The organism is Variovorax sp. J31P207 (assembly GCF_030316965.1).
Lineage (GTDB): Bacteria > Pseudomonadota > Gammaproteobacteria > Burkholderiales > Burkholderiaceae_C > Variovorax > Variovorax ginsengisoli_B.
Map to the genome: position 1 here is coordinate 107,131 of NZ_JASZYN010000014.1, position 13,619 is coordinate 120,749.

The window sequence follows — 13,619 nt, forward strand, 5'->3', positions numbered from 1 at the left end:
GCTGCCCCCCGAGGGGGCGTTCGCTCGCTTGAAGCGGTTCTGCGCCGAGCTCATTACTTGGCGCCAGGCGTGTAGAGCTTGTCGAACTGGCCGCCATCGTTGAAGTGCACCTTCTGCGCTTCGGCGAGGCTGCCGAACAGTTCCTGCACCGTGAACAGCTGCAGCGGCTTGAAGGTGGCGGCGTTCTTCTTGAGCACGGCCTCGGAACGCGGGCGCAGCGCATGCTTGGCGGCGATCTCCTGCGCTTCATCCGAATAGAGGTAGTCGAGGTAGGCCTTGGCCAGTTCGCCGGTGCCCTTCTTGTTGACCGTGCGCTCGACGATCGCGACCGGGTTCTCGGCCAGGATGCTGATCGACGGGTAGACCGCATCGACCTTGCCCGAACCGAATTCGCGGTCGATCGACACCACTTCGGATTCGAAGGTGATCAGCACGTCGCCGATGTTGCGCTGCAGGAAGGCGGTGGTGGCGTCGCGGCCGCCGCGCGCCAGGATCGGCACGTTCTTGAACAGCTTGCCGACGAACTCGGCCGCCTGGGCGTCGGTGCCGCCCTTCTTCTTGACGTAGCCCCAGGCCGCCAGGTAGGCGTAGCGACCGTTGCCGCCGGTCTTCGGGTTCACGACCACGACCTGGACGCCGGGCTTGATCAGGTCGTCCCAGTCCTTGATGCCCTTCGGGTTGCCGTTGCGGGTCAGGAACAGCATCGTCGAGGTGGTCGGCGAGGCGTTGTACGGAAAACGCTTGGGCCAGTCCTTGGCGACCACGCCGGCATTCGCCAGGAAGTCGATGTCGGTCGAGGTGTTCATGGTCACGACGTCGGCGTCGAGGCCGTCGGCCACGGCCCGCGCCTGGGCGCTGGAGCCGCCATGCGACTGGTCGATCTTGACCTCCTTGCCCGTGGTCTTCTTGTAGTTGGCGACGAAGGCGGCGTTGTAGTCCTTGTAGAACTCGCGCGCCACGTCGTACGACGCGTTGAGCAGGGTCTGGGCCGATGCGGCGCCGCTGGCGGCGAGCACCAGCGTGCCGATGAGGGTCTTGATTCTGGAGGTCATAGGGTTGCCAAGGGTTCTGAATTCTTGTGGCCGGCCATCAGCGTGGTCGGCTCGTCGGTCAGCGATTGGAGCAGCGCCAGGCCCAGGGGCCAGTCGCCGTGTCCGGATTCGATATTGATGTGGCCGGCATTCTGCATCCGAACGAATTCGCTGCCCCAGGCCCGGGCATAAGCGCCCGCCAGCCGCACCGGGCAGAAAGGGTCGTTGCTGCTCGCCACCAGGATGCTGCGGTAAGGCAGCGGGGCGAAGGGCACGGGGGCGAAATCGCTCAACACGGCGCGGCGCTCGGGGTCGGCGGGCGCGACCAGCAGCGCGCCCTGGATGCGCGCCGCGGCCGCCTCCGACAGGTGGGTGGTCGCGATGCAGCCGAGGCTATGGGCGGCAATGATCACCGGGCCCGGGCTGTCGAGCACCAGTTTCTCGAGCGTGGCTACCCAGGCGGCGCGGCTCGGCGTGACCCAGTCGTCCTGCACCACCCGCACCGCGCCCTGCATGCGCTCGGCCCACAGGCTCTGCCAATGGCCAGGGCCGGAATCGCGCCAGCCCGGCACGATGACGATCGTCGGTTTGCTCACGCGCAGCCTGCTGGCTCGTCGGCCGCGTCAGGCGCGGACACGGGTGAAGACGGCGGCAATGTCGCCGAGGCGCAGGGTGGGCATGGTCGTTCTCGTTGTTCCGGATGGGAGCGCCATTGTCCGAACCATCGCTTCAACGACAAACGAATATCTACTTGTTTGAATATGGCTTTTTGGACATAAGCGGACTCATTCCGCCAGATGGTGCGGCTCCGCCCCGTCGAGGTTCTCGGCCAGGAAGTCGATCAGGCGGCGCACCGCCGGCACCAGCGCGCGGCGGGCCGGGAACACGACGTGGCAGATCCCGGGCGCCGGCCCCCAGCCCGGCAGGACCTCGACCAGCCGGCCGGCATTGATCTCGCGGCGGCACATGTAGTCGGGCATGACCGAGGCGCCGACCCCCTGCATCACCGCGAACTTGAGCGTCAGCAGGTCGTCGGCCACATAGCGCGGCGTGTGGGTGTGGACGATCGCCTTGCCGCTCGGCCCCTCGAGCCGCCAGCTGGCCCGGCCTTCGCCGGTCGACATGGCGACGGTGTCGAGCCTGGCGAGGTCGGCCGGCAGCGCCACCGGACCCTGGCGGCGCATCAGGTCGGGGCTGGCGACCAGGAGGCCGCGGCTGACGCCGAAATTCTTCGCCACCAGGGTGGCGCTGTCCTCGATCGCCGGACGCACCCGCAGGGCCAGGTCGACGCCCTCCTCGACCGGATCGACCGGCCGGTTCAGCACCCGCATCTCGACCCGGACCTGCGGATAGCGCTGCATGAATTCCGGCAGCAGCGGCCCGACGCTGCTGTGGGCCAGCGTCACCGGACAGCTCAGCCGCACCGTGCCGCTCGGCTCGGTCTGGATCTGGGCCACCGCCTCGGCCGCCGCCTGGGCGGCATCGCGCATCGCCGCGCAGTGCTTGAGGTAGATCTCGCCGGCCGGCGTCAGCGACAGGCGCCGGGTGCTGCGCTGCATCAGCTGGACGCCGAGCTGCGCCTCCAGGTCGGCCACCCGCCGCGACAGGCGGGACTTGGGCACGCCGAGTGCCCGGCTGGCGGCCGCGAAGCCCCCGCGTTCGGCGACCTCGGCGAAAAACACCATGTCGTTCAAGTCTTGCATCGCCGCATTGTCCTATTCATGGAACGAACTAAGCCATTTTTACAGACTTATCAATCAATCGCCACAAAAATAGAATTCATCCCACGCCGACCGATTCCAGTGCCGGCGCTTTCAAAGAAAGCAATGATCATGAAACTCCTGCACGTCGATTCCAGCGTTCTCGGAACCAACTCCGTCTCCCGCCAGCTCACCGCCGAAATCGTCGCCGACTGGCGCAAGGCGCACCCGCACACCACGGTCGATTACCTCGACCTCGCGGTGGACACCCCCAACCATTTCAGCGCCGATGCGCTCGGCATCAAGGTCGGCGTGCAAGCCGAGCCGACCGACGCCCAGCGCCGCGAGAACGAAGTGTCCGAGCGGCTGGTGACGCAGTTCCTGGCGGCCGACGTGATCGTCGTCGGCGCCCCGCTCTACAACTTCACGGTGCCGACCCAGCTCAAGGCCTGGATCGACCGCCTGGCGCAGATCGGCCGCACCTTCAAGTACACCGACAAGGGCCCGGTCGGCCTGGCGACCGGCAAGACCGTGATCGTGGCCTCGACCCGCGGCGGCATGTACTCCACCAGCGAAGGCGGCCAGGCGATGGAGCACCAGGAGAGCTACCTGAAGGTGATCTTCGGTTTCTTCGGCATCACCGACGTGCGTTTCGTGCGCGCCGAAGGCATCGGGATGGGCGATGCGGCCAAGGCCGCCGCGCTGCAAGCCGCCCGCGCCGACATCGCCGTCGCGACCGGCAAGGCCGCCAACCAGGACCAGGCCACGCTGGCTGCCTGATCCCGCGCCGGACGCATCGCGCGTCCGGTCCAACCAAAGGGACGACCCGCATCGAGCGGGTCGTCCCTTTGGCGTTGTCGCGCCTTACTTTCCGGTGTGGGTCTTGATCCAGGCCACGTACTTGTCGACCCAGCTCTGCAGGAACTGCTTGCTGCCTTCGGCGATATGGCCCTTGTCGTCGAACATGCCTTCCTTGTTCTGGATGAAGACCTCGGGCTGGCCCATCGTCGGCACGTCGAGGTAGGCCAGGATGGGCCGCAGGTGCTGTTGCGCCGCGGCGGTGCCGACCGTGCCCACCGACACCCCCACCACGCCGGCCGGCTTGCCGGCCCAGGCACTCTGGCCGTAGGGCCGGGACGCGTTGTCGAGCGCATTCTTGAGCACGCCCGGAATCGACCGGTTGTATTCCGGCGTCACGAACAGCAGGCCGTCCGCGGCCGCGATCTCGGTCTTCAGGCGCAGCACCGACGGCGCTTGCTTGCCGTCGTCGTCCTGGTTGTACAGCGGCAGGTCGTCGATGCGCAAATGCTCGAAGGTGAAATCCTCCGGCGCGAGATGCGCGATCGCGAGCGCCAGCTTGCGGTTCAGCGAATCCTTGCGCAGGCTGCCGATGACGACAGCGATCTTTTTCTGGCTCATGAAGACTCCTTGAGAACGGGTTGAAGAAGACACGGACGAATCCTGCAGCCCGCACGATACGCCGGCTGCAAGAAAAACGCCTCAGACCGGCCGCCGCTGCGGCGCATTCTGCAGGCTGGCCTGCGTCACGCCGGCGCCTGGCGGCACGTCGTCGGTGATCCAGACGTTGCCGCCGATGGTCGCGCCCTTGCCCAGCGTCACGCGGCCCAGGATGGTCGCGCCGGCATAGATCACGACGTCGTCCTCGACCACCGGATGGCGCGGCAGGCCCTTCTGCAGGTTGCCTTCGGCATCGGTCGGAAAGCGCTTGGCGCCCAGCGTGACGGCCTGGTAGATGCGCACCCGCTTGCCGATCACCGCGGTCTCGCCGATCACCACGCCCGTGCCGTGGTCGATGAAGAAACCGGCGTCGATCTGGGCGCCCGGGTGGATGTCGATGCCGGTCTGGCCGTGCGCCAGCTCGGCGGCGATGCGTGCCAGCAGCGGCAGGCCGAGGCGATAGAGCTGGTGCGCGATCCGGTGGTGGATCATGGCCAGGATGCCCGGATAGCACAGCAGCACCTCGTCGACGCTGCGTGCCGCCGGGTCGCCCTGGAAGGCGGCCAGCACGTCGCCGTCGAGCAGGCGGCGGATGCCCGGCAGCGCGGCGGCGAACTCGCGCACCGCGGCGCCGGCCTGGGCGTCGATGTCCTCGGCCGCGCGCGGCTCGTGGCGCGCCGTGTAGCGCAGTTCGAGCCGGGCCTGGTTCAGCAGTGCGTTGAGTGCCGAGTCGAGCGTGTAGCCGACATAGAAATCCTCGCTCTCATGGCGCAGGTCGGGCGGGCCGAGGCGCATCGGGAACAGCGCGCCCTTGAGCGACTCGACGATGTCCGCCAGCGCCTCGCGCGACGGGAACTCGCGGCTGCCGGGCTCGCGCGAGCGCCGCTGCGAATCGCGCCATTCGTCGCGCGCATCGTGCAGCGCACTGACGATGGCGCCGACATCGAACAAAGACATGCGAACTCCTCCAGTCGTGGGGCCCCGACGATGCACCATCGCGCAAGACCCCACGGCGGGCGGGTTTCTCGCGCTCAGAGCTTGGCGATCGACACCTCGGTCGACTTCACCAGCGCGACGACGTCGGAGCCGGGCTTGAGTTGCAGCTCGTCGACCGAGCGGGTGGTGATCACCGAGGTCACGATTCCCCACGCGGTTTCGACGTCGACTTCGGAGACGACATCGCCGCGGATGATCTCGCGGACCTTGCCCTTGAACTGGTTGCGCACATTGATGGCCTGGATGGACATGGAAAACTCCTTCGGGTGGGTGGGTGAAAAAACGGGGGGTCAGACGGCCCAGCGCAGTACGTGCGCGGGTCCGTCGGCCCAACGGGTGTCGTTGGCGGGTTCGGCTTGGCCTTCGTCGGGCTTCTGCAGCACGCGGTCGAGGATGCGTTTCTCGATCGCCGCAAAGGCCGCATCGCCCTGCGAGCGCGGCCTGGCCAGGGCGATGTTCTCGTCCAGCGCGATGCGGCCGTCCTCGATCAGGATCACGCGGTCGGCCAGCGCCACCGCCTCCTGCACGTCGTGCGTGACCAGCAGCGCCGTGAAGCGATGGCGCAGCCACAGCCCCTCGATGAGCCGGTGCATCTCGATGCGGGTCAGCGCGTCGAGCGCGCCCAGCGGCTCGTCGAGCAGCAGCAGCCGCGGCCGGTGCACCAGCGCACGGGCCAGCGCAACCCGCTGCCGCTGGCCGCCCGACAGCCGCGCCGGCCATTCGCCGCGCCGCTCGGCCAGTCCGACCTGCGCCAGCACTTCCTCGCCGCGCGCCCGGCTCTCGGGCGGCAGTCCGAGGGTGACGTTGTCGATGACGCGGCGCCAGGGCAGCAGGCGCGCTTCCTGGAACATGATCCGCGTGTCGTCGTGCAGGCCGTCGATGGCCTTGCCGTCGACCTGCAGCGTGCCTTCGGTGGCCTCCTCCAGGCCGGCCACCAGGCGCAGCAAGGTGCTCTTGCCGCAGCCGCTGCGGCCCACGATGGCGATGAACTGGCCGGGCTCGATATGCAGCTGCGTGTTGCGCAGCACCTCGCGCTCGCCGTAGCGCTTGCGCAGGGAACGGACGTCGAGGCGCACGCCGCCGGCGCCCTCGGGGGTCTGCTGAAGCACTGCACTCATTTCGTCACTCCATAAGCCGGGTGCCAGCGCAGCCACCAGCGTTCAAGTCCGCGCGCGAACAGGTCGGCCAGCTTGCCGAGCAGCGCATACAGCAGGATTCCCACCAGCACGATGTCGGTCTGCAGGAACTCGCGCGCATTCATCGTGAGGTAGCCGATGCCCGACTGCGCCGAGATCGTCTCGGCCACGATCAGGATCACCCACATCAGGCCGAGCGAAAAGCGCAGGCCGACCAGGATCGAGGACATCGCGCCCGGCAGGATCACTTCCCTGTAGAGCTGCCAGCGGGTGAGGCCGTAGGTGCGTCCCATCTCGATCAGCTGCGGATCGACGTTGCGGATGCCGTGGAAGGTGTTGAGGTAGATCGGGAAGAACACCGACACCGCGATCAGGAACAGCTTGGCCGATTCGTCGATGCCGAACCACAGGATCACCAGCGGGATCAGCGCCAGCGCCGGGATGTTGCGCACCATCTGGATGGTCGAGTCGAGCAGCGTCTCGAAGAAGCGCACCGAGCCCGTGAGGAGGCCCAGCGCGAGCCCGAGGCCGCCGCCGATCGCGAGGCCGGCCAGCGCCCGCGCGGCGCTGACCTTCACGTGGGTCCAGAGCTCGCCCGAGGCGGTCAGCCGCCATGCGGCCTTGAGCACGTCGATCGGCGCCGGCAGCACGCGGGTCGACAGCCAGCCCAGCGACGAGGCGATCTGCCAGGCGACGATCAGCCCGACCGGCACCAGCCACGGCACCAGGCGGCGCACCACGCCGGCGGCAAAGGTCCTGGCGCTGTTGAGCGACGGCGCGGCCACCGGCAGGGCCTGTACTTGTTGGTTCATTCGATCTCCTCAGCTCTGCGCGGCGAGGCGCGAAGGCGCATCGAGATTGGCGACGACCTCGCCGAACGGCCCGCTCAGCACCTGGCCCGGCAGGCCCGGCCGCTGCTTGCGCGGCAGCAGCGGGAACACCAGCTCCGCGAAGCGGTAGGACTCCTCCAGATGCGGATAGCCCGAGAGGATGAAGTTGTCGATGCCCAGCGCCGCGTACTCCTCGATGCGCGCCGCCACGGTCTTCGGATCGCCGACCAGCGCGGTGCCCGCGCCGCCGCGCACCAGGCCGACGCCGGCCCAGAGGTTGGGACTGATCTCGAGCTCGGCGCGGCTGCGCCTGGTGCCGCCGGCATGCAGCGCCGCCATCGTGCGCTGGCCTTCGGAATCCATCCGCGCGAAGGCGGCCTGGGCCCGGACCACGGTCTCGTCGTCGACCCGGCTGATCAGCGATTCGGCCGCGCGCCAGGCCTCGTCCTCGGTCTCGCGGACGATGACATGCAGGCGGATGCCGAACTTGACCGCCCTGCCCTTGCTTTCGGCTCGGCGGCGCACATCGGCGATCTTCTTCGCGACTTCGGCCGGCGGCTCGCCCCAGGTGAGGTAGGCATCGACCTGCTCGGCCGCGAGCTCGTGCGCCGGCGCCGACGAGCCGCCGAACCACACCGGCGGATACGGCTTCTGGACCGGCGGGAACAGCAGCTTCGCGCCCTTCACGCTCAGGTGCTTGCCGTCGAAGTCGAAGCCCTGGTTGTCGTGGCTCCTGGCGATGATCTCGCGCCAGATACGGATGAACTCGGCCGATTGTTCGTAGCGCTCGGCATGGCCAAGGGACACTCCATCGCCTTCGAGCTCCGCCTGGTCGCCGCCGGTCACGAGGTTCACCAGTAGCCGCCCGCCGGAGAGCCGATCGAAGGTGGCCGCCATGCGCGCGGCCAGGCTGGGCTGGTGCAGCCCGGGCCGCACCGCGACCAGGAACTTGAGCCGCCGGGTCGTGCCGATCAGGCTCGATGCGATGACCCACGGGTCCTCGCACGAGCGGCCGGTGGGAATCAGCACGCCTTCGTAGCCGAGCGAATCCGCAGCGCCGGCGATCTGCTGCAGGTAGGCCAGGTCGACCGGGCGCGCACCCTCGGTGGTGCCGAGGTAGCGGCTGTCGCCGTGGGTGGGAAGAAACCAAAAAAATTGCATGAGGATTCTCAATCGGTTGAGGACAGAGCAAAAACTGCTACGCAGTTTCTTGATCTGTCCCGCAAGGTTTCAGGAGCCTCAGACCGCGGCGTCGAGCAGGTTGATCTTCTTGGGGATCAGCCCGAGCGCGAGGAAGGTGTCGGCGATCTGCTGCTGCTCGCCGAGGATCGCCTTGGTGATCGGCCCGGTGCCGAACGGGGTGCGCGACACCGACAGGTCGACCACCGGTTGCGGCAGGCCCCAGAGCGCCGCCAGTTCGGCCGCGAAGGCGCTCTTGTTGGCCTGCGCCCACTGGTCGACCTTGTCGAGTTCCTCGATCAGGATCTTGATCACGTCGGCGTTCTTGCCCGCATAGTCGAGCGACGAGAAATAGAAGGCCCGGTTGCCGACCACGCCGGTGGCGTCCGCGAGCAGGCGCGCATCGAGCGTCTTTTGCGCCGCGGCCAGGAACGGGTCCCAGATCACCCAGGCGTCGATCGAACCCTTCTCGAAGGCGGCGCGGGCGTCGGCCGGCGGCAGGAAGACGACGCTGACGTCGCCGTAGGCCAGGCCGTGTTTCTCGAGCAGCTTGACCAGGAAGTAGTGGACGTTGCTGCCCTTGTTGAGCGCCACTTTCTTGCCCTTGAGATCCTTCACCGACTGGATCGCCGACCCCTTCGGCACGATCACCGCCTCGGACTGCGGCCGCGGCTGCGTGGCCGCGACATAGGCCAGCGGCGCGCCGGCGGCCTGGGCGAAGATCGGCGGCGCTTCGCCGACGTCGCCGAAGTCGATCGAGCCGACGTTGAGCGCCTCCAGCTGCACCGGGCCGGCCGTGAACTCGGTCCACTTGACGGCAACCCCGAGCGGCGCGAGCCGCTTTTCCAGCGTGCCGCGGCCCTTCAGCAGGCTCAGGTTGCCCTTCTGGTTGCCGATGCGCAGCGTGCGCGCGGGCGCCTGCGCAAAGGCGCCGAGCGCGGGCAGCGCGACGGCGGCGGCGGCGCCCTGGATCAGTCGGCGGCGGGTGGGCGAATGCGAATGCGAGGTCATGGAAAGTGCTTTCGATGGGTCGGTGTTCGATGTCACAGGGAGGCCGAAGTGGCCGCGAGGAAGCCCGTGATCAGCGCGATCGCGGCCACCACGGCCACGCTGATCGCGAGGTCGGCCAGCCGTGTGCGGATGCTGCGGCGGGGCTGGAAATGGTCGGTCGGAACGGGTGGCATGGGCTTCTTTCAGGCAACAGCGCTCCCTCGCCGCCGTGCGGCGATGAACGCGAATCAAGAGGGTTGGGGTGAGGCGGCGCGGTGCGCGCCGTCAGACGCTACATCGCACCTGCGAGAAGGCGACGGGTTCGAAGCCCCAGCGCGATGGCGATTGCAGCTTGAGTCCTTCGCTGGCCAGCGTGTCGACGGCTTCATCGAGCCGCTGCGCGAGCTCGGCCTGCAGCTGGTAGGCGCCCTCGGGCTGCAGCGTGACCTGGCCGTCGGTCGCATAGACGCCCGGCAGGATCTGCCGAGCCGCCAGCGACTGCAGCACCGGGCGCAGCGCGTAGTCGAGCGCCAACATGTGGTGCGGACTGCCGCCGGTGGCCAGCGGCAGCACCGTCTTGCCCTTCAGCGCCGACTGCGGCAGCAGGTCCAGGAAGACCTTCAGCACGCCGCTGTACGCCGCCTTGTAGACCGGCGTGGCGATCACCACCACGTCGGCCCGCCGCAATTGCTCGACCGCGTGCTGCACCGACGGGTGCGAGGCCTCGCCGAGCAGCAGCGCGTGGGCCGCCAGTTCGCGGATCGCCAGCCGTTCGACCGGCACGCCGCGCTCGGCCAGCCGGGCCGCGACCGCATCGAGCAGCACCGCCGAGCGCGACGGTGCGGAAGGACTGCCGGCAATCAGGAGCACCGTCATCGCGAAATCACTTGCTCAGGTAGATCTGGTCGAACGAGCCGCCGTCGGCGAAGTGCGCCTTGTCGGCTTTGGTCCAGCCGCCGAAGGCATCGTCGATCGTGAACAGCGTGAGCTTCGGGAATTGCGACGCGTACTTGGCCTTGGCCTTCTCGGAGGTCGGGCGGTAATAGTTGCGGCCGGCCACGTCCTGGCCTTCGTCCGAGTACAGGTACTTCAGGTATTCCTCGGCCACGGCGCGCGTGCCCTTCTTGTCGACCACCTTGTCGACCACCGCGACGGTGGGCTCGGCCAGGATGCTGATCGACGGCACCACGATGTCGAACTTCTCCGGACCGAATTCCTTCAGCGCCAGGAAGGCCTCGTTCTCCCAGGCCAGCAGCACGTCGCCGACGCCGCGCTGCACGAAGGTGATGGTCGAGCCGCGGGCGCCGGTGTCGAGCACCGGCACGTTCTTGTAGAGCTTGCCGACGAATTCCTTGGCCTTGTCGTCGCCGCCGTACTTGCGCTTGGCGAACTCCCACGCCGCCAGGTAGTTCCAGCGCGCGCCGCCCGAGGTCTTCGGGTTCGGCGTGATCACCTGCACGCCGGGCTTGACCAGGTCGTCCCAGTCTTTCAGGCCCTTCGGATTGCCCTTCTTGACGAGAAAGACAATGGTCGAGGTGTAGGGTGCCGAGTTGTGCGGCAGCCGCTTCTGCCAGTCGGGCTTGACCAGGCCGCCGTGGGTGACGAGCGCGTCGGTGTCGCCGGCCAGGGCCAGCGTGGCGACATCGGCGTCGATACCGTCGATGATCGAGCGGGCCTGCTTGCCCGAGCCGCCGTGCGACTGCTTGATCGTCACGTCCTGGCCGGTCTTGGCCTTCCAGTACTTGGCGAATACCTGGTTGTAGTCCACGTACAGCTCGCGGGTCGGGTCGTACGAGACGTTGAGCAGGGTCACGCTCTGCGCGAACGACGGCATCGCGGTCAGGGCGAAGCTGGCGGCGGCGGCGGCGCCGAGGGAAAGCTTGATAAAGTCGCGGCGAAGGCTCATGGTCTTGTGCTCGTAGGGCGCATAAAGCTGAAGCCACGTATTCTGATTACGGCATATGGAATAGAGAACGACTGAGTTCTCAGTTCTAAATAGCTAAAACAACTAAGACACCCCAGAGGAATCCAAATGGCTCGCATGGTTCAGTGCATCAAGCTCGGCAAAGAAGCCGAAGGACTCGATTTCCCGCCCTATCCCGGCGAACTGGGCAAGCGTCTGTGGGAGAACGTCAGCAAGGAAGCCTGGGCCGCCTGGCTCAAGCAGCAGACCATGCTGGTCAACGAGAACCGGCTCAACCTGGCCGACGCCCGGGCCCGGCAATACCTGGCCCGCCAGATGGAAAAGCACTTCTTCGGCGACGGCGCCGACGTGGCGCAGGGCTACGTGCCGCCACCGGCCTGAGCGAAAGGCTCCCCGCCTTGGCCGAGCCCGTCGACTGGCGCGCGGACGGCATTCCGCGCAGCGCGCGCTTCGACGACATCTACCACTCTGAAAGCGGTGCGCCCGCGCAGGCCAGGCATGTGTTCCTCGGCGGCTGCGGGCTGCCCGCCGCATGGGCCGAAGCGCCGCAATGGCGGATTCTCGAAACCGGCTTCGGTTTCGGCCTCAATTTCCTGACAACCTGGCAGGCCTGGCGGCGCGACCCGCAGCGGCCTCGGCTGCTGCATTTCGTGTCGATCGAGGCCTTTCCCGTGTCGCGCGACGACCTGCTGCGGGCGGCCCAGGCCTATCCCGACCTGCTGCCGCTGGCGACGCAACTCGCGGCGCAGTGGCACGGCCTGCTGCCGGGCTTCCACCGGCTCTGGTTCGACGCCGGCCAGGTGCTGCTCACGCTGTGCATCGGCGACATCCAGCCGATGCTGCGCGCACAACGCTTCGAGGCCGACAGCCTCTTTCTCGACGGCTTCAGCCCGAAGCGCAACCCCGCCATGTGGTCGGCCGACACGCTCAAGGCGGTCTCGCGCTTCGCCCGCCGCGGCACCCGGGTCGCAACCTGGACCATCGCGCGGGCGGTTTGCGATGCGCTGGCCCAGTGCGGCTTCCAGCTGACCAAGGCGCCCGGCATGCCGCCCAAGCGCGACTGCCTGCAGGGCGTGTTCGAACCGGCCTGGGAAGTGCGCCGGCGCGACCCTGAGGCGGCGCCGCTCGCGGCCGGGCGCTGTGCCGTGGTCGGCGCCGGTCTGGCCGGCGCCGCGGTCGCCGCCAGCCTGGCGCGCCGCGGCTGGCAGGTCGAGGTGCTCGATGCCGCCCAGCGGCCGGCTTCGGGGGCTTCCAGCCTGCCGGCCGGGCTGCTGGCGCCGCATGTCTCTCCCGACGACGCCCTGCTCTCGCGCCTGACCCGCGCCGGGATCCGCGCCACCTGGCAGCAGCTCGAACAATGGCTGGTCGAGGGCTCGGACTGGCGCGCCAGCGGCGTGCTCGAGCGGCGCGCCGACGGCGACGATCGCCTGCCGCCCGGCTGGTCGGCCGCGGGGCCCAACGAAAGCTGGCGGGCGGACCCGGCTCGGCTGCTGGCCGCCGGCCTGCCGGCCGCTTCGGCCGCCCTTTGGCATGCGCGCGCCGGCTGGGTGCGGCCGGCGCGGCTGGTCGACGCCTGGCTGGCGCGGCCCGGGATAACGCTGCGGATGGGTTGCCGCGTGGCGCGGATCGAACCCGGCGGCACCGGCGCGCCGCGCTGGGTGCTGCGCGACGCCGAAGGCCGATCGCTGGCCGAGGCCGACCGGGTGGTCGTCGCCGCCGGTTTCGAAAGCCGCTCGCTGGCGCCCGAATATCCGCTGCAGCCCGTGCGCGGCCAAGTCGAATCGGGCCGCATGACGGATGGCCTGGGCCTGCCCGAAGCGCCCGTCAACGGCGATGGCCACCTGATCGCCGACGTGCCCGGCCCGGAGGGTCCGGGCTGGTTCGTCGGCGCCACTTTCGACCGCGACAGCACCGATGCCGCGCCACGCAGCGCCGACACCGCGTTCAATCGCGAGCGGCTGGCCCGGCTGCTGCCCGCAGCCGCGGCCCGGCTCGACGGGCAGTTCGCGACCGGCGCCACCCGGACCTGGACCGGCGTGCGCTGCGCCTCGGCGGACCGCCGGCCGCTGGTCGGCCCGCTCGGGCCCGGGCCGGCCGACGGCGTCTGGCTCTGCACCGCGCTCGGCTCCCGCGGCCTCAGCTTCGCCGCGCTGTGCGCCGAGCTGCTGGCCGCACAGTGGCATGGCGAGCCCCTGCCGCTGCCGGCCAAGCTCGCGGCCGCCCTGGGCACGCAGCGCGCCTGGCGCGAGAGCGGCCGGCAGGCTTTCTAGGGCCTGTTCACACTACTTCCGGGGTCGCGAAGGTATGCCAGGGCGGGCCAATCAAGGCGTGCGACGCCGCATGTGCGTTGGCACATGCAAGGAGCGCAACGCAGA

The 13,619-nt window shown here is 68.8% G+C and carries 16 protein-coding genes; 3 read left to right on the plus strand and 13 right to left on the minus strand.

Features of this window, described 5'->3' with window-relative positions; translation table 11 throughout:
* Window positions 1–53: 53 nt before the first annotated feature.
* The 3 genes from QTI68_RS32760 to QTI68_RS32770 form a co-directional block, all read right to left on the minus strand.
* Window positions 54–1,052: a sulfate ABC transporter substrate-binding protein gene (locus QTI68_RS32760; RefSeq protein WP_286527694.1), complete on the minus strand. Its 999-nt coding sequence runs from the start codon at window positions 1,050–1,052 to the stop codon at window positions 54–56.
* Complete coding sequence (locus QTI68_RS32765; RefSeq protein ID WP_286527696.1) at window positions 1,049–1,627, minus strand: RBBP9/YdeN family alpha/beta hydrolase; 579 nt, start codon at window positions 1,625–1,627, stop codon at window positions 1,049–1,051. Before QTI68_RS32765 ends, QTI68_RS32760 begins: the two co-directional genes overlap by 4 nt.
* 189 nt (window positions 1,628–1,816) lie before the next feature.
* Entirely contained in the window at window positions 1,817–2,734 is a 918-nt protein-coding gene (locus QTI68_RS32770) for a LysR family transcriptional regulator (protein ID WP_286527698.1), read from the minus strand.
* A gap of 129 nt (window positions 2,735–2,863) precedes the next feature.
* Between QTI68_RS32770 and QTI68_RS32775 the strand changes: the two genes are divergently transcribed.
* The gene (locus QTI68_RS32775) at window positions 2,864–3,511 is read left to right on the plus strand and encodes an FMN-dependent NADH-azoreductase (RefSeq protein ID WP_286527700.1); all 648 of its coding nucleotides are present in this window, start codon (window positions 2,864–2,866) and stop codon (window positions 3,509–3,511) included.
* Window positions 3,512–3,595: 84 nt separating this feature from the next.
* On the opposite strand, the gene QTI68_RS32780 is transcribed toward QTI68_RS32775, so the two are convergent.
* The 10 genes from QTI68_RS32780 to QTI68_RS32825 form a co-directional block, all read right to left on the minus strand.
* Entirely contained in the window at window positions 3,596–4,150 is a 555-nt protein-coding gene (locus tag QTI68_RS32780) for an NADPH-dependent FMN reductase (protein WP_286527702.1), read from the minus strand.
* A gap of 81 nt (window positions 4,151–4,231) precedes the next feature.
* Complete coding sequence (gene epsC / locus QTI68_RS32785; protein ID WP_286527704.1) at window positions 4,232–5,146, minus strand: serine O-acetyltransferase EpsC; 915 nt, start codon at window positions 5,144–5,146, stop codon at window positions 4,232–4,234.
* A gap of 74 nt (window positions 5,147–5,220) precedes the next feature.
* Window positions 5,221–5,436, minus strand: coding sequence for a TOBE domain-containing protein (locus QTI68_RS32790; RefSeq protein ID WP_028250350.1), 216 nt, complete (start codon window positions 5,434–5,436; stop codon window positions 5,221–5,223).
* Between the two features lie 39 nt (window positions 5,437–5,475).
* Window positions 5,476–6,303 carry an ATP-binding cassette domain-containing protein gene (locus tag QTI68_RS32795; RefSeq protein WP_286527706.1) on the minus strand — a complete coding sequence of 276 codons (828 nt, stop codon included), beginning with the start codon at window positions 6,301–6,303 and terminating at the stop codon, window positions 5,476–5,478.
* Window positions 6,300–7,133, minus strand: coding sequence for an aliphatic sulfonate ABC transporter permease SsuC (gene ssuC, locus QTI68_RS32800; RefSeq protein ID WP_286527708.1), 834 nt, complete (start codon window positions 7,131–7,133; stop codon window positions 6,300–6,302). Before ssuC ends, QTI68_RS32795 begins: the two co-directional genes overlap by 4 nt.
* 9 nt (window positions 7,134–7,142) lie before the next feature.
* On the minus strand, window positions 7,143–8,312 hold the full coding sequence (ssuD, locus tag QTI68_RS32805; protein WP_286527709.1) for an FMNH2-dependent alkanesulfonate monooxygenase: 1,170 nt from the start codon (window positions 8,310–8,312) through the stop codon (window positions 7,143–7,145).
* Between the two features lie 78 nt (window positions 8,313–8,390).
* Window positions 8,391–9,341, minus strand: a complete 951-nt coding sequence (locus QTI68_RS32810) for a sulfonate ABC transporter substrate-binding protein (protein WP_286527711.1) — start codon at window positions 9,339–9,341, stop codon at window positions 8,391–8,393.
* Between the two features lie 32 nt (window positions 9,342–9,373).
* Window positions 9,374–9,514: a hypothetical protein gene (locus tag QTI68_RS32815; protein WP_286527712.1), complete on the minus strand. Its 141-nt coding sequence runs from the start codon at window positions 9,512–9,514 to the stop codon at window positions 9,374–9,376.
* A gap of 91 nt (window positions 9,515–9,605) precedes the next feature.
* Entirely contained in the window at window positions 9,606–10,196 is a 591-nt protein-coding gene (ssuE, locus tag QTI68_RS32820) for an NADPH-dependent FMN reductase (RefSeq protein WP_286527714.1), read from the minus strand.
* 7 nt (window positions 10,197–10,203) lie between these two features.
* Complete coding sequence (locus QTI68_RS32825) at window positions 10,204–11,226, minus strand: sulfate ABC transporter substrate-binding protein (RefSeq protein ID WP_286527716.1); 1,023 nt, start codon at window positions 11,224–11,226, stop codon at window positions 10,204–10,206.
* 126 nt (window positions 11,227–11,352) lie between these two features.
* Here QTI68_RS32825 and QTI68_RS32830 point away from each other — a divergent pair, with 126 nt between their 5' ends.
* Together QTI68_RS32830 and mnmC are read left to right on the plus strand one after the other, a co-directional pair.
* On the plus strand, window positions 11,353–11,625 hold the full coding sequence (locus QTI68_RS32830; protein ID WP_286509104.1) for an oxidative damage protection protein: 273 nt from the start codon (window positions 11,353–11,355) through the stop codon (window positions 11,623–11,625).
* 17 nt (window positions 11,626–11,642) lie between these two features.
* Entirely contained in the window at window positions 11,643–13,514 is a 1,872-nt protein-coding gene (gene mnmC, locus QTI68_RS32835) for a bifunctional tRNA (5-methylaminomethyl-2-thiouridine)(34)-methyltransferase MnmC2/FAD-dependent 5-carboxymethylaminomethyl-2-thiouridine(34) oxidoreductase MnmC1 (RefSeq protein WP_286527719.1), read from the plus strand.
* Window positions 13,515–13,619: the final 105 nt, after the last annotated feature.